Below are 25,258 nucleotides of genomic sequence, written 5' to 3'. Positions count from 1 at the left end.
CATGATATATGATTTACTGGAAAATATAGGAAACTACAGGGGAATCTGCCCAAACCTGGACACAGCCATCCGTTATCTCATGGACACGGACTTAAACGCCTTGTCCCTGGGAAAGACAGAGATAGACGGGGACAGGGTATATCTGCAGGTCATGGACGCAGTGACCCACGAACTCACGGAGGACAGTTACGAGATACACCGTGTATACCTGGATATCCAGATAGACCTGGATGGGTGCGAAATCATAGGGACCGCGCTGGACCGGGTGACGCCCGCAGGGGAGTACAGTCCGGATTTCCAGGCAATGCGGGCAGGAACGGACGCCTCCTGCACCATGGGGCCGGGCCGTTTCATCATCTGTATGCCGGGTGAAGCCCATGCGCCGGGAGGCTTAAAGGGCCGGCCGGAGGCCATAAGAAAATGTGTAGTCAAGGCAGCCTGGGAGCAGAAGGACTCCTGCTGCCTGAAAGGAAAGGATGAAAATGGACAAGACAGGATTATTTGACCGGATAAAAGGAAAGCTTATCATTTCCTGCCAGGCACTGCCGGGAGAACCCCTCTATGACCCGGAGCGCTCCCTGATGCCATACATGGCCAGGGCCGCCAAACAATCGGGCAGCCCCATGATAAGGACCAACTCGGTCAGGGATGTGATAGGCATCAAGAAGGAGACAGCCCTTCCGGTGATTGGGCTGATAAAGCAGGTATATGAAGGCTATGAGGGTTATATCACGCCCACCATGAAGGAAGTGGATGCCCTTGTGGACGCAGGCGCTGATATCATTGCATTGGACTGCACGGACCGGAAGCGGGGGGACGGCCTTAAGGCCGCGGAATATATCCGCCAGGTCAGGGAAAGGTACCCGGACCAGATTCTGATGGCCGACATATCAACCTATGAAGAGGGAATGGATGCCTGGAAAAACGGCGTTGACCTTGTAAGCACCACCATGAGCGGCTACACGGACTACACCCCGAAACTGGACGGCCCTGATTTTGAACTGGCGGGACGGCTGGCAAAGGACCTGCCCATACCTGTCATAGGCGAGGGCAGGGTGCATACGCCGGAGGAAGCGGTGCATATGCTGGATATGGGGGTCTGGGCCGTGATTGTGGGCGGGGCCATAACCCGGCCGCTGGAGATTGCGCAGCGGTTCATGAGGGAGATTGACAGGAGGAATGGATGAGCTGCAGCAGGATGGATGACACGCAGTAAAATAAACGAATAGGGAAAGCCATTATGCCAGATAAAAGCATGATGGCTTTCCCTCTGATTAATCACATTCAACCGTCCAAATTTTTCATCAATCTCACGCTTGATGCTTCCTGTCAATAGAAGTTTTCCATTATCATATAACCCTTGAACTGCTATCACTCCATTCACCTCCGTTTGGACACTATCAGTATCTGATGGTATCATGATATGTCATTTTTACCTCAAATGCAAGAATGCGGTTATACAAAACAAGCTCAAAGATGCCATACTTCCATAAAGCGGTCCATTGTTTTCATGGATAAAATTGCAGAACCGGATAACCTAGGGTATAATCCATTAGAAATGAGATACTATACAGGGATGGATCCGGCGGGGATGGCGGGGAAGTGTATTATATTAAGTCTTCCTGAATAATAACGAAATATTTGTCAGTTTATTTGAAAAATCGGAGATAGTATGGTATATTGGACAAAGAAAAATGAGAGCGTATAGGTATGGGCACAGGGATGGCAGGATGCATGCGCTGCATGTAAGGAACCAGGATACGGCTTCTGACTGCCCATAGCGAAGGAGGAAGAATGAAAGGGATTATACTTGCCGGAGGAAGCGGGACACGCCTGTACCCGTTGACGAAGGTGACATCGAAGCAGCTGCTTCCAATTTATGATAAACCGATGATATACTACCCGCTGTCCGTGCTGATGAATGCAGGTATCAGGGATATACTGATCATCTCCACTCCGGACGATACACCGCGGTTTGAGGCGCTTTTAGGTGACGGGCACCAGTTTGGCATTCATTTGAGCTACGCCGTACAGCCAAGCCCGGACGGCCTGGCCCAGGCGTTCATCATTGGCGAGGAATTCATAGGAAATGATTCAGTGGCCATGGTTCTGGGCGACAACATTTTCCATGGACAGGGGCTGGCAAAGCGCCTGAGGGCAGCGGCAGCCAAAGAGACAGGCGCCACTGTGTTCGGTTATTATGTGGACGACCCGGAGCGGTTTGGCATCGTGGAGTTTGACAAGGATGGGAAGGCTGTCTCAATCGAGGAAAAGCCGGAGAAGCCAAAGTCCAATTATTGTGTCACCGGACTGTATTTCTATGACAACCGTGTGGTGGAGTATGCCAGGAACCTGAAACCATCAGCCAGGGGCGAATTGGAGATAACGGACCTGAACCGCATTTACCTGGAGAATGGCGAACTGGATGTCATCCTTCTGGGCCAGGGCTTCACATGGCTGGATACGGGAACCCATGAATCCCTGGTGGAGGCCACCAACTTTGTAAAGACCGTGGAGACCCACCAGCACCGCAAGATTGCCTGCCTGGAGGAAATCGGGTATCTCAGGGGCTGGATTACCAGGGAACAGGTGCTGGAGACTTACGAAGTGCTCAAAAAGAACCAGTATGGAAAATATTTAAAGGATGTCCTGGATGGCAAATATGTGGATAAGATCCATCCCCAGGACTTTTAACCATAGAGGAGGAATCATCAGATGAAAATAATCGTTACCGGCGGCGCCGGTTTTATCGGAAGCAACTTTGTGCACCACATGGTGAACAAATACCCGGACTACCAGATCATCAACCTGGACCTGCTGACCTACGCGGGCAACCTGGAGAACTTAAAGCCAGTGGAGGACAAGCCGAATTATAAGTTTGTCAAAGGCGATATCGCCGACAGGAAATTCATCTTCAGCCTGTTTGAGACAGAAAAGCCGGATGTGGTTGTGAACTTTGCAGCGGAAAGCCATGTGGACCGCTCCATCACGGACCCTGAGAGCTTTGTCAGGACCAATGTGATGGGAACCACCACCCTGCTGGACGCATGCCGCACATACGGCATTAAGCGTTACCACCAGGTGTCCACGGATGAGGTGTACGGCGACCTTCCTCTTGACAGGCCGGACCTGTTCTTTACCGAGGAGACTCCGCTTCATACATCCAGCCCCTATTCCTCCTCCAAGGCCAGCGCCGACCTGTTCGTGCTTTCATACTACAGGACCTACGGGCTGCCGGTAACCGTTTCCCGCTGTTCCAATAACTACGGGCCTTATCATTTCCCGGAAAAGCTGATTCCGTTAATCATTAGCCGCGCCCTGGCGGACGAGGAACTGCCCGTATACGGCACAGGGGAGAATGTCCGCGACTGGCTCCATGTTGCGGACCACTGCGAGGCCATTGACCTTGTGATCCACAAGGGACGTGAAGGGGAAGTATACAATATTGGCGGGCATAACGAGCGCACGAACCTGGAAGTGGTCAGGACCATCCTGAAGGCCCTTGACAAGCCGGAGAGTCTGATAAAATTCGTGACAGACCGTCCGGGCCACGATATGCGTTATGCCATTGACCCAACCAAGATAGAGACAGAGCTGGGCTGGAAGCCACAGTATAATTTCGATACAGGAATCGAGCAGACCATTCAGTGGTATCTGGATAACCAGGAATGGTGGAAGAATATCCTGAGCGGCGAGTACAGTAATTATTTTGATAAAATGTATGGAAACCGCCTGTAACCAGTAAATTTACAGATATGGCTGACAGAGGACGAGGCTGCCCGGATGGAGTGACAGGGCGCTTCCGTTCCCTGCCGGCCATTATTAAGAATGGAGGGAATGTATCTATGAAGGTTCTTGTAACAGGTGTAAAGGGCCAGCTGGGCCATGATGTGATGAATGAACTTGCCAGCCGCGGCATAGAAGGATTTGGCGTGGACGTGGAAGAAATGGATATCACCAGCAAGGAAGCCTGCGAAAATGTAATTACCGGGGCAAAACCTGACGCAGTCATCCACTGTGCGGCATATACTGCAGTAGATGCTGCAGAAGATAACCTGGAGCTGTGCCGCAAGGTCAATGCGGAAGGGACACGCAATATCGCCAAGGTATGTAAGGCGCTGGACATCAAGATGATGTATATCAGCACGGATTATGTGTTCAATGGCGGCGGCGAGCGTCCATGGGAGCCGGATGACCACAGGGAACCCCTCAACGTATACGGCCTGACCAAGTACGAGGGTGAAATCAGCGTGGAGCAGAATGTGAGCAGATACTTCATCGTCCGGATTGCCTGGGTATTCGGCGTGAACGGCAAGAACTTCATAAAGACCATGCTGCGCCTTGGAAAGGAAAAGGGGGCTGTGAGCGTTGTTGACGACCAGATCGGTTCCCCTACCTACACCTATGACCTGGCCCGCCTGCTGGTCGACATGATCCAGACTGATAAATACGGCCGCTATCATGCAACCAATGAAGGACTGTGCAGCTGGTATGAATTTGCATGTGAGATTTTCCGCCAGGCAGGCATGGATGAGGTAAAGGTAACTCCGGTGGACTCATCCGGTTTCCCGGCAAAGGCCAAACGTCCCCAGAACAGCAGGATGAGCAAGGAAAAACTGACTGAGAACGGATTTGAGAGAATGCCCTCATGGCAGGACGCCTTGGGCCGGTACCTGAAGGTACTAAAGGAAAATGGCATGATGTGACAGCTTTTGCAGCGTAATTAGAGACAGGGAGGAATTAAGAGACAATGGGTAAATATTTTGGTACGGATGGTTTCCGCGGGGAGGCCAATGTGGATCTGACAGTGGAGCACGCCTACAAAGTGGGGCGTTTCCTTGGATGGTACTATGGGCAGAAGGCCCCGGATGAAAGGTGCCGCGTTGTAATCGGAAAGGATACCAGGCGCAGCAGCTACATGTTCGAGTATTCCCTGGTGGCGGGTCTTACTGCTTCCGGCGCGGATGTGTATCTGCTCCATGTAACCACCACCCCCAGCGTATCCTACGTGGTACGCACGGAAGGGTTTAACTGCGGGATCATGATATCCGCAAGCCATAATCCATTCTATGATAACGGTATCAAGGTAATCAATGAAAGAGGCGAGAAACTGGAAGAATCCGTCATCCTGGAGATTGAAAAATACCTGGATGGGGAAATCGGCGAAATCCCCCTGGCAAGAAAAGAAAACATAGGCCGCACCGTGGACTTCGCGGCTGGCCGTAACCGCTACATCGGCTATCTGATTTCCATTGCCACCCGCTCCTTTAAGAACATGAAGGTGGCCCTGGACTGTGCCAACGGCAGCGCGTCCGCCATTGCCAAGAATGTTTTCGATGCCCTGGGCGCGGAGACACATGTGATGAACAACGACCCCAACGGCCTGAACATCAATACGGACTGCGGTTCCACCCATATCAGGTATCTGCAGAAGTTTGTGGTGGAGCAGAAGTGCGACCTGGGCTTTGCCTATGACGGTGACGCGGACCGCTGCATTGCCGTGGACGGTAAAGGCAATGTTGTGGATGGCGATGTCATCATGTACATCTGCGGCAAGTACATGAAGGAGCAGGGAACCCTGTTCAATAACACCGTGGTCACCACCATCATGTCCAATTTCGGGCTTTACAAGGCATTTGAAAGAGAAGGCATTGCCTATGAAAAGACGGCTGTGGGTGACAAGTACGTGTATGAGAACATGGCAGGCACCGGCAACTGCCTGGGCGGTGAACAGTCAGGACATATTATCTTCAGCAAGCACGCAACCACAGGGGACGGTATCCTTACATCCTTAAAGGTGATGGAAGTGGTGCTGGAGAAAAAGCAGACCCTGGAGAAGCTGGCATCAGAGGTTGATATCTATCCTCAGGTACTTAAGAACGTGCGGGTAAAGGATAAAAAGGAAGCCCAGGACGATGAGGCGGTCCAGGCAGAGGTGGCCAAAGTGGCTGAAAGCCTGGGGTCTGACGGACGCATCCTCCTGCGCCAGTCCGGCACGGAGCCGGTGGTGCGTGTCATGGTGGAAGCGCCGGACCTGGATACATGCGAACGGTTCGTGGACCAGGTGATTGATGTGATGGGGAGGCAGGGACACTGCGTGTAAAATACTAATGTCAATGCCTGCTTAATAGTTTACCGACATTAATCTTAAAAGGTTGGATTATCAGAAACCCTGATAACCCAACCTTTTTGAAATTAGGCTCTTTGTCAATAGTTGGGGTGGGATTTGTAAAATCCCGCCCCAATTCTATGAAAAGGGCCCTTTTTATGTTTAGTTCCAGGTTTTACTGATTTTGGGCATGCCAAATAAGCCTCCGCATTACCGACCTTTTTATCCTATGATGTACAGTGAAGTATCCGGGTTCGGAACCGTTTGAAATTCCGGATTCCATAGCTACTCCGTTTTAATACCTTTATCTTGTTGTTAAATCCTTCTGTGGGACCATTTGTCAACCCGTATTTAAAGGCATTCAGGATTTCTTTTCGCCAGGCCCTGTAGGTCTTAGCACAGGCTTCAAATTCCTTGATCCCACAGCTCTGTGCATTCGCAATCCAGTCATCAAATTCCTTCTGCTGCTGACGATACGCTTCCATCTGGCAGATATCATAGAACCACTCTTTCATCCGGTGTGCCAGACGTAGATCCTCGCTATAGTGAAGCATTAAATCACAGGCCTGTTTGTTCTCATCCTTCAGCTTTTTATAGCGGGTCAGAATGAGTTTCCGGCTGCGTTTATAATACTTACGCAGAGAAACCGGCATGGACCGCTGCAGTCGTTTGCGTACATTTTCAATCGCCCATGTCACCTGCCGGATGAAATGATATTTATCCACGATGATTGTAGCGTTTGGAAAGAAGGTCTGTGCAAGTTCGGTGTAGGGGCGCCACATATCGCAGACGAAGAACTTTACCTTCAGGCGTTCTTTCCTGGGAATGTTCCGCCAATAATCAGCCAGATGGCTCTGGGTCCGATCCGGGAGAATGTCGAGGATCCTGCGCTTTTTCGGATCAACCAGAATGCACTGATATTTACCGGTAGAAGCATTGCCTTTGAATTCGTCAATGGAAAGCGCTTGCGGAAGCTGGTCAGGCGGAGAATAGCAAATCGTGTCCAGAAGGCGGCAGACCGTCTGGACGGAAACACCGGTAAGCTCTGCAATCTGTTTTAAGGAAAAGGTCTGCCGGAGCAGGGAGACAATGTAAAATGCCAGCCTGCGGGTCCTGCGGTGGTATCTGGGGAGGAACGAATAGGGTTCCGTGAACCGTTTGCGGCAGTATGGGCAGAGGTAGCGGCGTTTGCGAAGGAGCAGGATAACTTGTTTTCCCAGTAAGGGAATGTCCTGGACCTCTTGTAAACGGTAATCATGAATCCGTTTTGTATTAGCCCCACAGCAGGGGCAAGTCTGTTCTACCGGTTGGGACTGGATGAAAATTTTAATGAAAGAGTCTGCCTGAACCACTTTTTTAATAAAAACACCTTCCAAGTTAAGGAAAGCCTTGGTATAATTAGGGTACATCTATAAGGGGTCACCTCCATAACATTAAACTTTGGTCGGAATAATGGGTTTGGGAGGCTTCTTATAGATGTATTTTATTACAATCAAAAGAATGTTGGAAGTGTGCTTTTCAGCACACCCCAACATTCAGTATAGAACCTGAAATTAATGCTAGTGCTCCATCCGGCCAGAAACCATACTCCCAGCACTGCCTATTTTGCCATCTGCTGCGTTGTCGTCAGTCAGCGGAGGACCCACTCCGCTTCCTTCCTCCGCCTTGCAGGCTGACAAAATATCCAGCACTGGCAGTATGGTTTCTGGCCGGATGGAGCACTAGAAGGGAGCATATCAACTTTATGCGATACCATAGGCTTTTACCTCTGTGATATTTGTTGTATCAAATGGCGCTTTATTTATTGAAAGACTAACTATACTAATGTATACTTAAGTTGATAGTTTTACAAAAAACAAAAGTGTTACAGTTGATACATTAGTTAAGCTGTGCGAAATGTTAAACTGCAAGCCAGGGGATTTGTTGGAATATATAGAGAAAGATGATACCGCAAAAAATGAATGAAATAAGCCCCGAAAGTCAATCCGGGGCAGACACACGATAATATATTTAATAGGGGAACCGATGGGGCGCTATTCTAGCCGCCTACTCATAAGAGAAAGGGGCTGGTGCTTATGTACGTTACTTTTAATGACTTATTTACATTTGTTATCATGCTTGTAGCTGTAATAACTCTTGTTAAGCATAAAAAATAACGCCCTCACCCGGAAAGTGTAGCGTTATTTTTTTATACATATTTCTACCGAGGTGGCTAGGGTTCAGCTAGCAATCGGTTCTCTTGTTAAGTATATTATATCGGTTCCTAAAACTCTTGTCAATGCATTTTTGGTTGACTACCTATAAGTAAAAACAATAAATACAATTGACTTCCTTGGCTTATTTTGCTATCCTGAAGCCAGATACCTAATACACAAAACCGCAGCCTTTTGATGGATGCGGTTCTTGTTTTTTGTAGATAGGTATATCTGATATAGAAGAAACACTAATTAGATTTATTCAGACAAGCCTGCAAATTGCAGTGTGCTATCCTGATTAGGCGTTAAAACCAACGGTTTTATAAGCATTTTTCCTGATTCGTCCATGATGTACCACTTACCGTCCACGGCCTGCAACCCCTTGATCATGGCGCCGTCCTCGCCCGGATAGTACCAATCCCCATGACAAACAATTAAATAAAAGTAAATTACTGGTAAAAACAGTGATAAAATCTAACAAAATAATTAATGAATTTTGCCGATTAATTATAAAAGTTCCACAACTGGGAGGGGGTATTTCAAATTGACTTCCACTGTCCGTGACCTTAGAATGAAGGCGGAAAGAAACATTATCTTAAAGGAGGAATAAGGGCATGGATGTAACAAGAAACGATGTGGAACGGATGATTGATGCTTCTCTGGGGGCTACGCCGGCGCCTACCCTGGGGCAGGTGGAGGAGTTCGTGAGGAAGACCTTGGATTATGACTTTGCCACCACGCTGACCGAGCCGTTTTTTATCAGGGGAAACGCAGATATCCTTCACCAGGCAGGTAAGCAGTTAGTCAGTGTCATCTCCTATCCGCTGGGAGGGATGACCCATGAAGCCAAGCTTTATCAGGCCAGACAGGCGCTTAAGGACGGGGCGGACGAACTGGATATCTCCATAGATGTCAGCGCATTTAAGTCGGGCCGCTACGAATACGTCAAGGAGGAGCTGAAACCATTTGTGGACATGATGGAAGGCAAAATCATGAAAATGATATATTTTGCCAGTCTTCTGACCGAGGATGAGCAGCTGAGGGCTGCTGAGATGGCCATTGAACTTGGGATACCGTACCTGAAGACCAACACTGGATTTGGATTCGTCACCACCACGGACCAGGTAAGGCTGATTAAGGACTATTACCATGATGCAATCAAGGTAATGACATCCGGCGGCGTGAGGACCAGGGAAGATGCGGCCGCCATGATCCAGGCGGGAGCGGAGAGGATTGCCACCAGTTCGGCATTTAAGATTGTAGACAGCTTTAATGAGTGATATGGGATAGATTTGATTGAGCCACAAGGAGGATGGAATAATGAACAGAAATGAATTGGCACGTTATATTGACCAGACAACATTGAAGCCGGGCATGACCTATGAGTATGTTACCGGTTTCTGTGAAAAGGCTAAGGAAAATCATTTTGCCAGCGTCTGCATACTGCCCAATATGATTGAGACGGCAGCCGGGGTCTTGGACGGCTCCGATACAAAGGTGTGCACGGTCATCAGTTTCCCGCTGGGATTTGACTGGCCGGATGTGAAGATTCATGAGACGGAGGACGCCCTGGAAAAGGGAGCCAAAGAGATTGACCTGGTGATGAATGTGTCCGCACTAAAGTCTGAGCGGTATGATATCGTGGACGAGGAGCTGGAAGGCGTGGTAAAGGCGGGCCATGGCAAAGGGGCAATCGTGAAACTGATAATTGAAACCCCGCTGCTGACTGAGGAACAGATTGTAAAGGCATGTGAACTGGCCGAAAAACATGGGGTGGATATTGTGAAGACATCCACGGGATTTTCAGCCATGCTGCCCCGGTCCACTTCCGTGGAGGATGTAAGGCTCATACGCAGCTGCGTAAAGCCGGAGACAGGAGTTAAGGCGGCCGGAGGAATCCGTACAACTGCCGACACCCTGGCCATGATTGAAGCGGGGGCTACAAGAATAGGCGCCAGTGCGGGAGAGGAAATCATTGGCGGCCTGTAAGATGGCGGAGGAAAGGGAATGCAGAAACTGGTAAGTTTGGATGATATAGAATTGAATGTGTCTGCAGCAGACTGGCAGGATGCGGTGGTAAAATCAGGGACCATACTTGTGAATAACGGATATGTGACCAGGGAATATGTGGACGCCATGGTACAGACCGTCAAGACCCTTGGACCGTATATCGTGGTTGCCCCGGGACTGGCCATGCCCCATGCAAGGAGTACGAACGGCGTCATAAAAAGCGGCATCAGTATCATGACATTATCCCGGCCCGTAACCTTTGGCAATGAGAGCAATGATCCGGTGCGCCTGCTGATTGGGCTGGCAGGGAGCAATGACGATCTTCACCTCAAAATCATACAGGCAATCGCCACTATTTTTGAGGATGACAGCATGCTGGGCAGGATAACCGCCTGCAATAGCAAGGCGGCGGTTGCCGGGATATTCAATAATGTGGAGGTGGAGGAATAATGTTACATATTGTTACAATATGCGGATGCGGAATGGGCAGCAGCGTAATCCTGAAAATGAATGCTGAGAAAGCATTAAAGGACCTTGGGATACAGGCAAAACTGGAGGTCAGCGATATCACGACGGGAAAGGGAGCGGCCCGCACCGCCGATTTGGTGCTCATAGGCAAGGAACTGGCCTATCTGGTGCAGGATATTGACAAACCTGTCATACAGCTTACCAGCTTTGTGAATAAGCAGGAAATCAAGGACAAGTTGAGGGAATACTGCGAAGCAAATGGAATCAAGTAGGAATCAGCAGGAATCAGGGGAGTTTTTGCAGCAGAAAGTCCACGATGGAAAGAATCGTGGAAAAGTTAAGAAAGGATTCAGATATGGGGAAATTCGATAATAAGGTAGTGATTGTCACAGGCGCAGGACAGGGAGCCGGCAAACAGCTGGCCATCCGGTTTTACAGGGAAGGCGCTGCCGTCTGTCTTCTGGATTTAAATGGAGATAACCTGGCCGCTGTGGTGGATGAGGTGAAACCGGACATGGACCGTTTCCTGACGTACACCGTGGATGTCAGCGACAGCAGCCAGGTGAACCAGTCCATAGAGGACGCAGGCAGGCGGTTTGGGAAAATTGATATTCTGATTAATAATGCAGGCGTGCTCTACAAAGGCATGATAGAGGATTCCACAGATGCACATATGCAGCTCATGATTAACGTGAACCTGCTGGGACCCATGTACTGCACCAGGGCCTGTGTGCCTTACATGAAGGAAAATGGAGGAAATATCGTCAATGTGGCTTCCATACTGGCGACCTTCCCCAATACCGGTTCAGGCGCCTATGGGGCGGCCAAGGCCGGAATGATGGTACTGACCAGGGTATGGGCCGCAGAGCTTGCGCCTTATCATATCCGCGTGAACTGCTATGCGCCGGGTGTGCTTAATACGCCTATGGCGGAGGATGTGATTAAGAACCGTGCGGAAAGTAAACTTTGCCAGATACCGCTGCGCAGGTTTGGGGAACCGGATGACGCATTTGATCTGGTAAGCTTCTTCTGCTCAGAACAGGCAGGCTATATCACAGGACAGACCATAGGACTGGATGGAGGGATATGGGCGACACAGACGCCCACGGCTGCCTGGAAACTGTAGGGGAAGATGGAGAGGGGGATACTATGGATTTTGTAATTGATTTTATCACCAATGTACTTGGCAATCCCACGGTCATGCTTGGTATCATCGCATGTATCGGATTGATATTTTTAAGGAAAAGCGTCAGTGACATTGTAATGGGAACGGTGAAGACCATGATGGGGTACCTGATCCTAAGCGCCGGTACAACCATTATCGGGACGCCCATCACCCTGCTGACAACCCTTGTGCAGAGAGGGCTGGGGGTAGACGGGGTACTGCCCCTGTACTGGGTGGTGTATTCCGAGTCCATGGCCAGGTTTGGGACAGAGGCAGCCCTGATATTCATCACAGGTTTCATCATCAATATCCTGCTGGCCAAATTCACCCCGTGGAAGAATCTGGCCATGACCGTCCACCTGCAGCTGTTCTGGGCTGGATTCATGGCAAGCATCATGGCTGGGTTCGGATTTTCGGGGGTCACGCTGATTCTTGTGGGCGGACTGATTTCCGGGGTTTACTACTGGATTGCCACTACAATCTCAGCCCACTACTTAAAACCTGTCACCACGGAGCATGCCAACTTCGTCCCCAGCGCCATTGCGCTTGTCATAGCAGGGGAGTCGGGAAGGCTCTTTAAGAAGGGTGGGAAATCCACGGAGGAAATCGAATTCCCAAGTTCCCTCAACTGGCTGAAGGACAGCATTATCGCCACCTGTATGGCTGTGCTGGCAATGAATTTTATCTTCACATTCATCGCTGGTCCCGGGGTTGTAAGGGAACTGGCAGCGGGGATGCCGTGGATCCTCTACGTCATCATCCAGTCGCTGACCTTTGGCGGAGGAATTGCAGTCATCCTTTACGGTGTGCGGATGATGCTGGCGGAACTGATACCTGCTTTCTCAGGCGTGGCGGAATCCCTTCTGCCCAATGCGGTGCTTGGCCTTGACTATCCAACGGTATTTCCTTATGCGGGAACAGCAGTCATGCTGGGATTCATCTTCAGCCTCCTGGGTTCCATCATAGCAACCCTGGTGATGGCCTTCACCGGATTCTCCCCCGTGGTGGTGCCCGGGGTCCAGATTAATTTCTTTGAGGGCGCCCTGGTAGGTGTCTATGCCAATGCAAGGGGAGGACTTAAAAACTGTATATTCAGCGCCCTTGTCACGGGATTCATCCTGCAGTTTGCGGTAGCGCTCACGTTCCCCATGACAGGACACCTTATGGCTACCGGAGGAGCGTATGAGGCAATGGACTTTAATACAATTGGTTACCTGATTGCAAAAATGATGTCAATCTTTCATTAAATGAACATTTGTCTGGCAGGCCATGCATTCCGGGTTCCGGGATGCTGGCTTGTCTGTTTATGGAAGGAAGTGAGGGGGACAATGGAAGAGGCAATGCAGTATCTGGATCTGATCCGCAGCGATCCATTCCTTCATGCCATGCTGGTTTCTTATGAAAATGCCGCTGCTGCCCGGACACAGGACAGTGTGCTGGATTATGGCTGCGGATATGGATGGGGAAGCTATATCCTCTCGGATTCCTTTGGCCAGGTTACGGGATATGACCCGGATGCGGACCGGATTGGGTTTGCCCGGAGTATGTTCGCCAGGGGGAATATTGCTTTTGTTGAGGACGGGAAAATGCTGGCCGGGCGCCGCTATGACGTGGTCTGTCTTTTCATGGTCCTTCCTTATGCAAAGAACGGCAGGGATCTGTTGGCCCGTCTTGGCGCGTACCTGAAACCGGAAGGGGTCATTTGGATAAGTTATAAGTCGGCGGATGCTGCCCTTGAGGCCGTGATAGAGAGCTGGTCGGCTGAGTGGGGATTTGCCCTTTTATGCTCCTCGGTCCGGCGTCTGTCGGACCAGGAAGGGATAGTGGAACAATGTTACGGCAGGCACAGGGATGAGGGATGGCCATATGCTTTATGAACGATGCGTACATATAATTGAACGATTGATACAGTCCAGGCAGGCCGTGACAAGCAGTGACCTGGCTGGACAGCTGTCCGTGAGCACGCGTACGATCCGCAGCGACCTGGATGTCATTGACCAGTGGCTGTCTGAATTTTCACACGGACCGGTTGTGAGGGTGCCGGGACTTGGGATACTTTTAAATGACAGTGATGGGCGCATCAGGAGGGAACTGGAGGAACAGGGGGCGGGCGTGTATATAATGTCCTCCAGGGAACGGGTCAGGGCCATCACCGGATGGCTGCTGACGGAAAGCCCATCCACCAGCATTGCGGAGATTGCGGACAGGCTTCAGGTCAGCCCGGCCACTGTTTCCAATGATTTACAGAAGGTGAAGATGTGGATGAACCACTTCTGTATCCACATGATATCCAGGCCCCACACAGGAATCGCCCTGCGGGATTCGGAGAGCAGCATACGCAGGGGATGTGTCATGCTCCTTCGGGAAATGCTGGAAACCGGAACCCGCCAGCAGGATTTAATCGGCATGAGGTTCACCCAGGTGGAAAATGTGCTGAGAAAGTACGGGATGGACACCTTTTGTGAAGCAATCATCCTGTGGAGGGAGGAAATCCTGTTCCTTATCCGGCAGCTGCAGGACAGTGCCCAGGTGACCATATCGGATAACGGATTCTGCGCAATGTTCCTTTATCTGCTCACGGCCTTTGCCCGCAGGAACAGGGGATGCAGGATCAGCGTGGGAAGGCAGAATTATACACATATCAAGGCCCAGTCCGGTTTTGACTTCACCGCGATACATGACCTGATACTGGAGCGGACCGGATTAGACATGGATGAGGATGAAATGTTCTTTATCCATGCCCAGTGGATGTCCCTGCGCAAGTTTGGGGCGTCCCAGGACATCAATGTGGAAAATGTCCTCATTGCCAAAGAACTGATTGCAGAGGTGAAGGATTCGCTGGAACTGGAGTTTGAGGAGGGGGATGACACGGTGCTGGAGCTGGCTACCCATCTGAGCGTCATGCAGTACCGGCTGTTCCTCAATATACCCGCGGAACACAATGCGGCGCTGACAGAGATAGAGGAGACATTCCCGGACGTATGCCAGGTGGTAAGGGAGAAGCTGTGGTCCATACTGCGTATGCGTATGGACAATGTGAACCGGGAGGTGTGCAGTAAGGAGGCTGTCTACATTTCCATGTATATCGTGGCCTGTATCCTCAAGAACCCGCTGGAGGAAGCGGCAAAGAAAAATGTCATCATCGTGTGCAACAGCACGGTTGCCACCTCACGGATACTGGAAAACCGTCTGGGGTCCATCTTTTCCAATATTAACGTGGTGAAAGCCATTTCCTATCATGAATTTGTCAATTCCACCGAACCCCTGCCATGTGACCTGATCATCTCCACCCTGCCTTTGGAGAGCAGCCGGTATCCGTGCATCACGGTGAATCCTCTGCTTAAACTGGAGGATATCAATAAGCTGATGGGTATGTTCATGCTGCGTATGCAGAATGTGGACCTGAATAAATATATCAGCGCAACCATCAACATCGCGGCCCGTTCCCTGGAACTGAAACCGGAGGAACGCATCAAGCTGTCAATCGAGCTTGCCAGGGATATTAAGGACGAGGTCAAAGGGCTGGATAAAACCAGGAAGCCTGCCTTAAGGAACCTTTTGGATGAGTCCCTGATTGCGGTTAACGTACACGCTAAGAACTGCTATGATGCCATCCAGATAGCGGGAAACCTTCTGAAAGACCAGGGGTATATCACACAGAAGCATATTGACGAGATGATACGCATCAAGCGCAGGCTGGGCGGTTATATGGTCATTGACAAAGGTGTTGCCCTTCCACATCTGCTGGCGCCGGAACTGCCCGGGCCGTGCATGAGCGTCATTACCCTGGATAAACCGGTCCGGTTCAATCATGCGGACAACGACCCGGTAAACCTGATAGTCATGCTGCTGTCCAACCATAACACGGCCCATATCAAGGTGCTGGAGGAACTGGTGGATGTGCTGGGAGACGCCAAAAAGCGGGAAGCCATAGAGGCAGCCGCCAGCGCTTATGAGCTTTTAAGCATCATAAGCTGAGGCGTACTACGGGGTGGGAGGAGATGGGTCCTGCAATGGAAGCTTTGCCGGTAAAATGACTGGCAAAGCTTTTTTCTTCCGGCCTGCTGTGGTAGAATATGATGCAGGAATCAAATACATTTTTTGTCCCCGGCGGATAAAAGGAAGGCAGGACATATGAATCAAAATCCATTAAACGGCCGCATGCTGGTCAGCGGCTGCCCTGAAGGCCAGGAATATAATACCCAGCTCCTGTATTTTACATGTTCATCCATGGGAAAGGGCGATGAACGCATTTACATGCTCAGCGACAGGACAGGCAGTCCAAACGTGGTGGTGCGCAGCCTGTCTGACGGGAAGGAGCGGATCCTTACGGACAACAGGAAGGGAATCCTTAAGAGCTATGTCTATTTTGACGGGACGTTGAATGAGGGGCTGGGTAAGGCCAGCGTATGCCTGGACTGTGAGCGGGAAGTCATTTATTATATCCAGGACGACCGTATCTGCAAAGTGGACCTGGAGGGGAGGATTACCGTCCTGAATCAGGTGCCGGACGGTCGCATGACTGCATTTACCCATGTGAGCGGGGATGGGAAATACCTGTGCGTCCCCATGACGGACGGCCGCTGCCTGGATTTTGACCCGGAGACAGAGGGGAGCGGTCTGGACCGCCGCCCGTCCTATGATATAGACGAAAGGGTACAGAGGGAGGGGCTTAACAGTTATCTGTGCGTGTACGACACGGATTCGGGTGCGCTTTTATATGAGAAGACAGTGCCAAAATGCTGGATAACCCATGTACAGTTTCATCCCGTGAACCCGGATATCATCATGTACAATCATGAGTGGTCCAGCTTTTCCTGCGGCATCCGCAGAATCTGGCTGTATGACCATGCAGAGGACACCCTCAGGCCTGTGCGCACCGTGGGAGGGGATACCCTGGGCAATCCGGCCGGGTATGCGCGCAGTGCTGAGGACTGGGTCTGCCATGAGATGTGGAGTGATGACGGGACGTATATCATTTACCACGGCGGGTATCATGAAGGCCCGGCCATGGTGGGCAGGTATGAGCCGGCTTCCGGCAGATACTGGGAGATAGCCCTGCCGGAGGATTATGACGCCTACGGCCACTTTACCATGGACCACAAGGGAAACCTGGTGTGCGACGGCTATTTCAAATATCCGTGGGAAGTTAAGAAAGTCAGGGAAAACAGCACGGACAACGGACCAGATCCCCATAAGAAGGATGCGGAGTACATATGCAAGGTGATTCCGGACTGGGATGCAGGTACACTTACATGGATTCCCCTCTGTAAACACGAAAGCGACTGGCTTGGCCAGGACGCCCATCCGCATCCCATTTACAGCCATGCGGGGGACAGGATTTTCTTCAACAGCCGCATGGACAGGACCGTGAACGTGTACTGTGTCTCGTCGGCCGTGTCCCGGGATATGGCCTGAAAGGCCCATTGTTCATAAAATACAGGAATAAAAGGTATAACTATTGAGAATAGCCGGGGCCGGTATCCATGTTGTCAGTTATTTCTAAATGTGCTATAATGAATTAACGTTGCAAAAACACAGCGATTTTAACAGTAAAGGAATGATGTGGAAATGGGGCTGAATCAGTAAGGGTAGTACTGTTCATCGTCCGCCGCTACGGTGTCATCGAGCGACTGCCCGGTACGGGCTGAGGGATTAAAACCGTAGGACTGGTATGTTACTTTTAAATGATGGACAGAATTGGAGGAAGAAGCATGTTAAATTATAAGAGATATAAGAGAGTCCCTGTTGTTAATTTCCCGGAGCGCACATGGCCGGATAAGGAAATCATGAAGGCACCCGTATGGTGCAGTGTTGACCTTAGGGACGGCAACCAGGCCCTGGTGGAACCCATGGTGGTGGAAGAGAAGGTGGAGATGTTCAACCTTCTTGTTAAACTGGGATTTAAGGAGATTGAGGTCGGCTTTCCGGCAGCGTCCCAGATTGAGTATGATTTCTTACGCACACTGGTTGAGCGCAAGCTGATTCCGGACGACGTGGAGGTCCAGGTCCTTGTACAGTGCCGCGAGCATCTGATTAAAAGGACATTTGAGGCATTAGAGGGAATCAAGAAGGCCATTGTACATATTTATAATTCCACATCCACCTTACAGCGCGATGTGGTGTTCCATAAGGATATGGAAGAGATTAAGGATATCGCGGTCATCGGCACCAAGCTGGTACAGCGGTACGCGGCAGAGTGCGACACCCAGGTCCGTCTTGAGTACTCGCCTGAGAGCTTTACCGGGACAGAGCTGGATTTTGCCCTTGATATCTGTACGGCTGTCCAGGAGACATGGGGAGCCACCAAGGAGAAACCCATCATCATCAACCTTCCGTCAACCGTAGAGATGACCACCCCCAATGTGTATGCGGATCAGATTGAATGGATGAATACGCATTTTAAGAACAGGGAGAGCATCATTTTAAGCGTACATCCCCACAATGACCGCGGCGAGGGCGTGGCTTCCACGGAACTGGCCCTTCTTGCAGGAGCGGACCGTGTGGAGGGTACATTGTTCGGCAACGGTGAGCGCACCGGTAACGTGGATATCCTGACGGTTGCCTACAACATGTTCTCACAGGGCATCAACCCTGAACTTAATATTGAGAATGTCCGCGAGATTGCAGAGGTCTGTGAGCGCTGCACCAAGATGGACATCCCGCCCAGGCATCCGTATGCAGGCAAGCTTGTATTCACTGCATTTTCCGGTTCCCATCAGGATGCCATCAACAAAGGCATGCAGGCGCTTCACGAGAGGAACGGGGAGTACTGGGAGGTTCCTTACCTTCCTATCGACCCCAGCGATATCGGCAGGGAATACGAGCCGATCGTGCGTATCAACAGCCAGTCCGGCAAGGGCGGCGTGGCATTTGTCATGGACACCTTCTACGGCTTCAAGCTGCCAAAGGGGATGCACAAGGAATTTGCAGATGTCATCCAGAAGATTTCCGAGCAGCAGGGTGAAGTTGCGCCTGAGCAGATCATGGAAGAGTTCAAGAAGAACTATCTGGAGCGCAAGGAACCCATGCATTTCAGGAAGTGCCGCATAACCGATACGGAGACAGGGGACGGCGAGTTTGCAACCCTTGCAAAGGTCACCTTCTCAGACCACGGTATTGAGAAAACCTTTGAAGGCGTTGGAAACGGACCCATTGACGCTGTCCAGAGAGGACTTGAGGACGCCCTTGGCATCCAGATTAAGGTCCTGGACTACAACGAGCACGCGCTTGCATCCGGTTCCGGGGCAGAGGCAGCCTCCTATATCCACCTGGTAGACCAGGTCACAGGAAAGGCAACCTATGGCGTCGGCATCAGTTCCAACATCACCAGGGCATCCATCCGCGGTATCTTCAGTGCGGTGAACCGTCTGTTTTATTAAGATTTAAGCAATCAAAGAGGGTGTCGCAAAATCATCAAAATAGATGATGATTGAGCGGCACCTTCATTCTGCATACAAAAAACTCAGGAGAAAATCATTTTTTATAGACCTTCTCCTGGGTTTGGTATACTTTAATAAGCATACGGTTTTTCTTATATTTATGCATTCGCTTTTAGGTTAAACAATTGGCTTCTAGTCTGCTCATTCTTGATTTTCCATGTAGTTTATTTAGATTGTCTCCCATACTCAGCAAGAGAATCTGACTATTTGTTCGCATACTTAATTATACCACGGATGGCGGCCTCTTCGGAATTCGCTTTTCTGTTTTTGGACATAAAAAAGGAGCGGATGTTCCAGTAGAATTATTTATCTACTTTTGTAACAGCCTCCTTGTGTGGAGTACTGTATATTAAAATTTAAAATATAGCCATGATGAAAAAAATATAGTATAGTTATAATGTATTAGATTACAAAGGAGAAATACTGTATGGGAAATATAAACTATGATAGTTTTTACAAATTTTTAGTTTCATTAGGCATTATACTTGTAATTCTTCCATTGACAGTTTTGATATTTTTAACAACTAATTCTTTTGATTTACAAATTACAGAAGCCGATTTAGCCCAATATACTCAAACAGCTCAAAAAGTTATCGCTTGGCGACAATCGCTACCTTTGCTAATCCAAGAAAAATGTATATGGTGGATTATTGGAGGGTGCAGTATTTGTGGCGTATGTTTAATTTTATATGGACTAATAAAATGGCACGAATTACAGAAAATTGATGATATATGCAAAAAACGTGAAGCTGAAAAACAAAGGGAGGCTATTGAAAAAAATACAGTAAAAATGTCCGATGAGCAAATTATTCAAAAGACGACTTTTGAGGACGGTCCAAGTGCTACTGTAATGAAAAAATTCCTAATTGAACAAAAGTTTTTTGATATTGTGAAAAACTCGAAGAAAGCATATATTGTAAAAAGCAATATAATGATTGGAACTTTTGAATATGATATAGTTGCGTTCGCAAATAAAACTTTTGAAAAAGACTATGTTTATGAAGTTAAATATTTAAGAAATAATATATCGCTTCATCGAATAGAACAATGTAGAGAACAGATGAAAAAATTGAGGACTAATTTCTCTGAAAAGTTAAATCGAATACCCTATATGATTCTAGCAATAGTTGTTCCCGATGAAATGTATGAACATACTGTAAATATTGCTAAGCGAGTAGAAAAATGGAATAGCTATTCTATTGAGATATTAAAAGAAAGTGATTTATAGGAAAAGTAATCATCATTATATTAAAAGAGGCTGTTGCAAACGCAGATAAATAATTCTGCTAGAACAGTAGCTCATTTTCTGTGTCCAAAAAGCAGAAAAGAAGGTGCCGCAAAATCATCATCTATCTTGATGATTTTGTGACACCCTCTTTTGCGTCCTGCCGACGCCAGCTGTTGCTGCCTTAATTTCCTTTTTGCTTAAACTCAAGATTATCAAAAGAGAACGCCGAGCATACCCCGGTCTGGTCCTCCATATAATCCATGGCTACCCGGTCGCCGGGCTGGGTCAGGGCCAGTTCATTGCTCAGTTCATAGGACACGGTAAAGATATGGTCCTTCTGCTCTTCCAGGATGATCTTGTAAGTGATGGTGTTTTCCATTGTCTCACTGGCAATCCTCAGGACGGTTCCCTTTATGGTGGAGGTGGCCTGGCCTGCGGAAATGTTGCTGTTCACCGTGCCCTGTACCTGGCGGTAGTTGCGCAGGGCGCTGTCAATGGTTTCACCGGTTCCCACATTGGTGTAGTTGGAAACAGATACAAATGCATACTGCTTGATCAGTCCGGCATTATCCTTAAGTGTCATGAAGTAAGTGGCCTGTCCGTCCAGATTGATGATCATGGGGAAGGAGGCACGGTAACCGAACTGCTGCACCTTTCCTTCGGCAGAGCTTTGGGCTGCTGTTTCCGTGGCGCCGCTCATCTGGTAAATGTTGGACTCCTTTGTCACCATGTCCACTAAGATGAAGCCGATGGCTGACTCATCAGAGCCAACGCTGGTCAGTCCTGTGAACAAATAGCAGCGGGCGCCGTTGTAGATGATGATGTCACCCTGGCTGGGGCGGAACTTATCCTGGTTGGAGAAGTTGAAGATTCCGTGGACATAGATACCCTGGTTCTGTATCTGATCCATGACAAAGCTCTCCGGCTGTACGCGGTCCACCCATTCCGGCAGTGTGTCGATGGTGTAGTGGGTGGTCTCGCCCGTGGTGGCGTTGACGGTCAGCACTCCGGTTGCTTCCGGCAGGTTAAAGAGCCAGCGGTTCTTATAAGTGGAGATGACCCAGTAGGGTACCCCGTCATCGTCCAGCTCAAAGGAATAGTCTGTAAGTCCCTTGAACAGGCCGCCGCCAAACAGGCGGACATGGCGGTTCAGGTCATCCAGGATATATGCATTGGCCTGGTATTTGATCTTGTGGTCCGTCACAAGTTTAACGTCGCTGACATCGCTGGCAGACACCACGATATAGCCGGCGGAGCCATCCATGTTCTTAAGCCACTTGAAGAAGCCGGAGTGTTCCAGGGGAACCACCCAGACCAGCTTGCCGTTCACCTTCTGGATGACCGGGACGCCCAGTACTACCTGGCTGCCCAGTCCCGGGTTTTCGCCTACCTTCTTATCCGCAAGCTCCCTGGCAAGGCTTTTGTCCACGATGGGAAGCTGGTCTAAGGCAAGGGGCTGTACCGTGTCGGTAAACTCCGACACGACAGGCGTCCCCAGCTGGTCCCTGTAAGCCTTGTAATTGAACAGGGGCATGGAGAGCACGGTGGCGGCAAAGTACAGGACCCAGAGAATGGCTAAAAGGGTAAAGCCTGCCTTATATCCGCCCACGCTCTTGTCAATGGATAACTGGGGACGGTTGTATTCATTGGTAGTGATGCGCACGCTTCCAAGGGCAACGAAAAAGTTCAGGATTACATAGCAGCTGATGATAAAGCACCAGGAAAATGCACCATCAGGATACATTGGATTCAGGTTCGGGGCCTGGAAGACAATCAACACCAGAAAGACCAGTGTCAGCACCAGGTTCAGCAAAAATTGTGTCTTTTTTCTCATGAATTTCCTCCATCATTTTAACGGCTTTTTAACAAATGTCTTATAGAAGATTATATAACAAGTAGAAATAAATACAAGGGGGAAAAGCTGGGCGGCCAGCCTTTTCGGTACCAATGGACCGGAATGGACAGGGGCAGGGAGGCGGAGAGGACGAAAAAATACTTTGCAAACCCCCATGTCAGTGATAAGATAATAGGGATTAAAAATGTATGGAACGAAGAAAAAACGTGATATTGGAACGTGGAATAAAAGCGCGGTATAAAGGTGTGATAATGATACGGTATAAAACCGCAATATAAAGATGTGATATAAAACCGCGGTATAACCGCGTAATATAAAGGAGTCTGTATGATAGCTGTCCGAACATCCCATAAATACAAGATGATTTTCAGTGATATTGACGGCACCCTGTTAAACAGCAGCCATCAGGTACCGGAGCCGACCCGTAAGAAGATCCTGGAACTGGAAAAGGAAGGCGTCCCCTTTGTCCTGGTCTCGGCCAGGATGCCCGAAGGAATGACCACAATCCAGGACATGATTGGCAACCGGGCGCCCATGGTGTGCTACAGCGGGGCATTAATCCGGGATGCGGACGGGAATACAATGTACAGCTGCCAGATGGATTTGGACCTGGCTGTCAGGATTAAGGACCTGATTGGGAAGGAATTTCCTGAAATCTGCTGCAATACCTATGGGGGCAGCAGATGGGTGGTGGATGATGACAGCAGTCCCTGGGTCAGGAAGGAAGAGGAGATTACAGGACTGAAGGCCATGAACGGGGACATAAGGGAAGTATTCGCAGCGGACCGGGGCGTGCACAAGTTCCTCCTCATGGGGCAGGAGGAATCAATTCAGAGGCTGGAGAAACGCCTGAAGGGACATTTCCCGGACCTGTCCATTGCATCTTCATCGCCGGTATATCTGGAAGTGATGGATGGAAGGGTGAGTAAGTCCAGGGGCGTGGGTTTCCTCTGCAGCCATTACGGCGTTAGCCTGGACGAGGTGATTGCCTTTGGGGACGGATGCAATGACATGGACATGCTCAGGGCTGTTAAAAACAGCTACGCCATGGCCAATGCGCCTCTTGTGGTACGGCGCAGCGCGGCACATGTGACACTGGATAATGACCACCAGGGACTTTTGGCAGCGCTTGAGGAGGATTTCAGATGAAGCTCAGCAGCAATGCATTGAAATGGATTGCCATGGTTACCATGCTGATTGACCATACAGGGCTTGTGATACTGCAGTACTGGCTGGAGTATGGGGAAAGCGGGGGCGCGCTGGGCGGTTTCCTGTGGACAATCAATCCGGATACCCTTGGCAATGTGGCTTATGGCATGAGGATTCTGGGGCGTGTAGCATTTCCTATATATGGGTTCCTTCTGACAGAGGGATTCCTCCACACCCGGGACTGGAGGAAATACTGCCTGCGCATGATTGTATTTGCAGCTGTGTCGGAAATCCCCTTTTCTCTGGCAGTGTACAATGGGTGGATTGGAGGCAGCCGGAATATATATGTGGAACTGGCGGCAGGGCTTGTGATGCTTCATGGGTTTAAGAAGGCGGAAGCTTATTATGATGCCAGGAGGAATATTTACATGGCGCTGGTGCTAGCGGCCGCCTGCGGGTTTACCTGGCTTATGGATTCAGATTACGGCGCGGGCGGTATGCTGATGATAGCGGCATTCTACCTTCTGAGGAAGGACCGTACGGCCAGGGTGGCGGGAGGCTGCCTGGTGTCCTTTGCAGATACCCTGGGAGCAGGGATGGGGGCAGGCGCGCTGGCAGCGGTCCCCCTGCTCATGTACAGCGGGGAGAAGGGACGCCAGGGGAATAAATATATATTTTACTGGTTTTATCCCCTTCACCTGCTGGTATTGTTCTTAATCCGCCTGCTTGTCCTTAACATTCCAATGATGTGAGGGACGGCAGGGTAAAATCAGTGTAAGTGTTAGTATAAGCGTGCATTTTCCTGTAAACCGGGAGGATGCAGGATAGTGAGGTGGATATGGCTAAGACGAAGTATGACCAGATATATACGGAACTGCGGGGCAGGATTGAGAATGGGGTATATGCCTGTCAGGAAATGCTGCCCTCGGAGAATATGCTGGTCAGGGAATTTGAGTGTTCCAGGAATACCATACGAAGGGCAATCGGACAGATGGCATTGGAAGGATATGTGCAGAGCATCCACGGCAAGGGGGTCCAGATTATATACCAGCCCCAGGAACAGTCGGAGTTCCTTCTTAGCGGGATTGAGAGCCTGAAGGAGGCGGTGGCCAGGAATAAAAAGAGCTACAGAACCCATGTGGCCTGTTTTGCCGAACTTGCGGTGGATGAAAAAATCCAGAAAAGGACCACGTTTCCCATAGGCGCCCAGATATATTATATCCAGAGGGTGCGCTACATTGACGGGGAGGCGCTGATCATTGACCATAACTATTTCCTGAAGGACGTGGTGAAAAACCTGACCCGGGAGATTGCGGAGGGTTCCATCTATGAGTACATGGAGCAGGAACTGGGGGAGAGCATCGTGACCACCAAGCGGAAGATGACCGTGGAACGCATGAACCAGATCGACGAGACGTATCTGGACATGAAGGGGTACAACTGTATGGCGGTGGTGAGCAGCATGACATACAACGCCCAGGGCGTCATGTTTGAGTTTACCCAGTCGCGGCACAGGCCGGACCGGTTTGTGTTCTATGATTTGGCACATAGGGGGAAATAGAAAAGGGCTGATTATGATACCATTTGATTTCTTGTGGTATTCTCTATGTATGATTCCCTATGCTATGATATTCCTG

The 25,258-nt window shown here is 49.8% G+C and carries 23 protein-coding genes and 1 pseudogene; 21 read left to right on the top strand and 3 right to left on the bottom strand.

Annotated features, from left to right (window positions below; all coding sequences use genetic code 11):
* Position 1: 1 nt before the first annotated feature.
* The 6 genes from MCJ35_RS21240 to glmM all read left to right on the top strand — a co-directional run bounded on the left by MCJ35_RS21240 (position 2) and on the right by glmM (position 6,103).
* Positions 2–505 (top strand): NanQ anomerase/TabA/YiaL family protein, encoded by a 504-nt coding sequence (locus MCJ35_RS21240; RefSeq protein WP_025485415.1) that lies wholly within the window; start codon positions 2–4, stop codon positions 503–505.
* Positions 483–1,187: an N-acetylmannosamine-6-phosphate 2-epimerase gene (locus MCJ35_RS21235; RefSeq protein ID WP_025485416.1), complete on the top strand. Its 705-nt coding sequence runs from the start codon at positions 483–485 to the stop codon at positions 1,185–1,187. The genes MCJ35_RS21240 and MCJ35_RS21235 overlap by 23 nt, the downstream gene beginning before the upstream one ends.
* A 607-nt stretch (positions 1,188–1,794) precedes the next feature.
* Positions 1,795–2,694, top strand: a complete 900-nt coding sequence (gene rfbA, locus MCJ35_RS21230; RefSeq protein ID WP_008720012.1) for a glucose-1-phosphate thymidylyltransferase RfbA — start codon at positions 1,795–1,797, stop codon at positions 2,692–2,694.
* A 21-nt stretch (positions 2,695–2,715) separates the two neighbouring features.
* Positions 2,716–3,738, top strand: a complete 1,023-nt coding sequence (gene rfbB / locus MCJ35_RS21225; protein WP_008720011.1) for a dTDP-glucose 4,6-dehydratase — start codon at positions 2,716–2,718, stop codon at positions 3,736–3,738.
* 107 nt (positions 3,739–3,845) lie between these two features.
* On the top strand, positions 3,846–4,706 hold the full coding sequence (gene rfbD, locus MCJ35_RS21220) for a dTDP-4-dehydrorhamnose reductase (protein WP_008720010.1): 861 nt from the start codon (positions 3,846–3,848) through the stop codon (positions 4,704–4,706).
* A 44-nt stretch (positions 4,707–4,750) separates the two neighbouring features.
* Positions 4,751–6,103 (top strand): phosphoglucosamine mutase, encoded by a 1,353-nt coding sequence (gene glmM, locus MCJ35_RS21215; RefSeq protein WP_008720009.1) that lies wholly within the window; start codon positions 4,751–4,753, stop codon positions 6,101–6,103.
* 233 nt (positions 6,104–6,336) lie between these two features.
* Here glmM and MCJ35_RS21210 read toward each other — a convergent pair whose 3' ends face one another.
* Complete coding sequence (locus MCJ35_RS21210; protein ID WP_240299643.1) at positions 6,337–7,518, bottom strand: ISL3 family transposase; 1,182 nt, start codon at positions 7,516–7,518, stop codon at positions 6,337–6,339.
* A gap of 451 nt (positions 7,519–7,969) precedes the next feature.
* Between MCJ35_RS21210 and MCJ35_RS21205 the strand changes: the two are divergent.
* Positions 7,970–8,074, top strand: a pseudogene (locus tag MCJ35_RS21205) (helix-turn-helix domain-containing protein); the annotation flags it as partial.
* A 488-nt stretch (positions 8,075–8,562) separates the two neighbouring features.
* On the opposite strand, the gene MCJ35_RS32260 reads toward MCJ35_RS21205, so the two are convergent.
* The gene (locus tag MCJ35_RS32260) at positions 8,563–8,739 is read right to left on the bottom strand and encodes a hypothetical protein (protein ID WP_353656127.1); all 177 of its coding nucleotides are present in this window, start codon (positions 8,737–8,739) and stop codon (positions 8,563–8,565) included.
* 179 nt (positions 8,740–8,918) lie between these two features.
* Here MCJ35_RS32260 and deoC (MCJ35_RS21200) point away from each other — a divergent pair, with 179 nt between their 5' ends.
* The 11 genes from deoC (MCJ35_RS21200) (at position 8,919) to MCJ35_RS21150 (ending at position 20,617) form a co-directional block, all read left to right on the top strand.
* Positions 8,919–9,584 carry a deoxyribose-phosphate aldolase gene (deoC, locus tag MCJ35_RS21200; protein ID WP_025485418.1) on the top strand — a complete coding sequence of 222 codons (666 nt, stop codon included), beginning with the start codon at positions 8,919–8,921 and terminating at the stop codon, positions 9,582–9,584.
* A gap of 40 nt (positions 9,585–9,624) precedes the next feature.
* The gene (gene deoC / locus MCJ35_RS21195; protein ID WP_025485420.1) at positions 9,625–10,293 is read left to right on the top strand and encodes a deoxyribose-phosphate aldolase; all 669 of its coding nucleotides are present in this window, start codon (positions 9,625–9,627) and stop codon (positions 10,291–10,293) included.
* An 18-nt stretch (positions 10,294–10,311) separates the two neighbouring features.
* Positions 10,312–10,764: a PTS sugar transporter subunit IIA gene (locus MCJ35_RS21190; RefSeq protein WP_025485421.1), complete on the top strand. Its 453-nt coding sequence runs from the start codon at positions 10,312–10,314 to the stop codon at positions 10,762–10,764.
* Positions 10,764–11,054: a PTS sugar transporter subunit IIB gene (locus MCJ35_RS21185; protein ID WP_025485422.1), complete on the top strand. Its 291-nt coding sequence runs from the start codon at positions 10,764–10,766 to the stop codon at positions 11,052–11,054. The genes MCJ35_RS21190 and MCJ35_RS21185 overlap by 1 nt, the downstream gene beginning before the upstream one ends.
* A gap of 44 nt (positions 11,055–11,098) precedes the next feature.
* A complete protein-coding gene (locus tag MCJ35_RS21180; protein WP_081739183.1) occupies positions 11,099–11,908 on the top strand; it encodes an SDR family NAD(P)-dependent oxidoreductase in 810 nt (269 codons plus the stop codon).
* Positions 11,869–13,194, top strand: a complete 1,326-nt coding sequence (locus tag MCJ35_RS21175; RefSeq protein ID WP_025485425.1) for a PTS ascorbate transporter subunit IIC — start codon at positions 11,869–11,871, stop codon at positions 13,192–13,194. The genes MCJ35_RS21180 and MCJ35_RS21175 overlap by 40 nt, the downstream gene beginning before the upstream one ends.
* Positions 13,195–13,275: 81 nt before the next feature.
* Complete coding sequence (locus MCJ35_RS21170) at positions 13,276–13,824, top strand: class I SAM-dependent methyltransferase (protein WP_162158538.1); 549 nt, start codon at positions 13,276–13,278, stop codon at positions 13,822–13,824.
* Complete coding sequence (locus MCJ35_RS21165; RefSeq protein WP_162158539.1) at positions 13,814–15,925, top strand: BglG family transcription antiterminator; 2,112 nt, start codon at positions 13,814–13,816, stop codon at positions 15,923–15,925. Before MCJ35_RS21170 ends, MCJ35_RS21165 begins: the two co-directional genes overlap by 11 nt.
* A gap of 156 nt (positions 15,926–16,081) precedes the next feature.
* Positions 16,082–17,365, top strand: a complete 1,284-nt coding sequence (locus tag MCJ35_RS21160; RefSeq protein WP_025485429.1) for a hypothetical protein — start codon at positions 16,082–16,084, stop codon at positions 17,363–17,365.
* 296 nt (positions 17,366–17,661) lie between these two features.
* The gene (gene leuA / locus MCJ35_RS21155; protein WP_025485430.1) at positions 17,662–19,329 is read left to right on the top strand and encodes a 2-isopropylmalate synthase; all 1,668 of its coding nucleotides are present in this window, start codon (positions 17,662–17,664) and stop codon (positions 19,327–19,329) included.
* Positions 19,330–19,816: 487 nt separating this feature from the next.
* Positions 19,817–20,617, top strand: a complete 801-nt coding sequence (locus MCJ35_RS21150; RefSeq protein ID WP_025485431.1) for a hypothetical protein — start codon at positions 19,817–19,819, stop codon at positions 20,615–20,617.
* Between the two features lie 181 nt (positions 20,618–20,798).
* Here the strand turns inward: MCJ35_RS21150 and MCJ35_RS21145 are convergent, their stop codons facing one another.
* The gene (locus MCJ35_RS21145; RefSeq protein WP_025485432.1) at positions 20,799–22,451 is read right to left on the bottom strand and encodes a hypothetical protein; all 1,653 of its coding nucleotides are present in this window, start codon (positions 22,449–22,451) and stop codon (positions 20,799–20,801) included.
* Between the two features lie 348 nt (positions 22,452–22,799).
* On the opposite strand from MCJ35_RS21145, the gene MCJ35_RS21140 reads away from it, so the two are divergent.
* The 3 genes from MCJ35_RS21140 to treR all read left to right on the top strand — a co-directional run bounded on the left by MCJ35_RS21140 (position 22,800) and on the right by treR (position 25,182).
* A complete protein-coding gene (locus MCJ35_RS21140) occupies positions 22,800–23,621 on the top strand; it encodes a Cof-type HAD-IIB family hydrolase (RefSeq protein WP_025485433.1) in 822 nt (273 codons plus the stop codon).
* On the top strand, positions 23,618–24,373 hold the full coding sequence (locus MCJ35_RS21135) for a TraX family protein (RefSeq protein WP_025485434.1): 756 nt from the start codon (positions 23,618–23,620) through the stop codon (positions 24,371–24,373). Before MCJ35_RS21140 ends, MCJ35_RS21135 begins: the two co-directional genes overlap by 4 nt.
* Before the next feature lie 86 nt (positions 24,374–24,459).
* Positions 24,460–25,182, top strand: coding sequence for a trehalose operon repressor (gene treR, locus MCJ35_RS21130; protein ID WP_025485435.1), 723 nt, complete (start codon positions 24,460–24,462; stop codon positions 25,180–25,182).
* Positions 25,183–25,258: the final 76 nt, after the last annotated feature.

The organism is Enterocloster sp. OA13 (genome assembly GCF_022440595.1).
Lineage (GTDB): Bacteria > Bacillota > Clostridia > Lachnospirales > Lachnospiraceae > Enterocloster > Enterocloster hominis.
The sequence above is the reverse complement of the archived record's forward strand: the minus strand, read 5'-3'. Positions and strand labels throughout refer to the sequence as shown.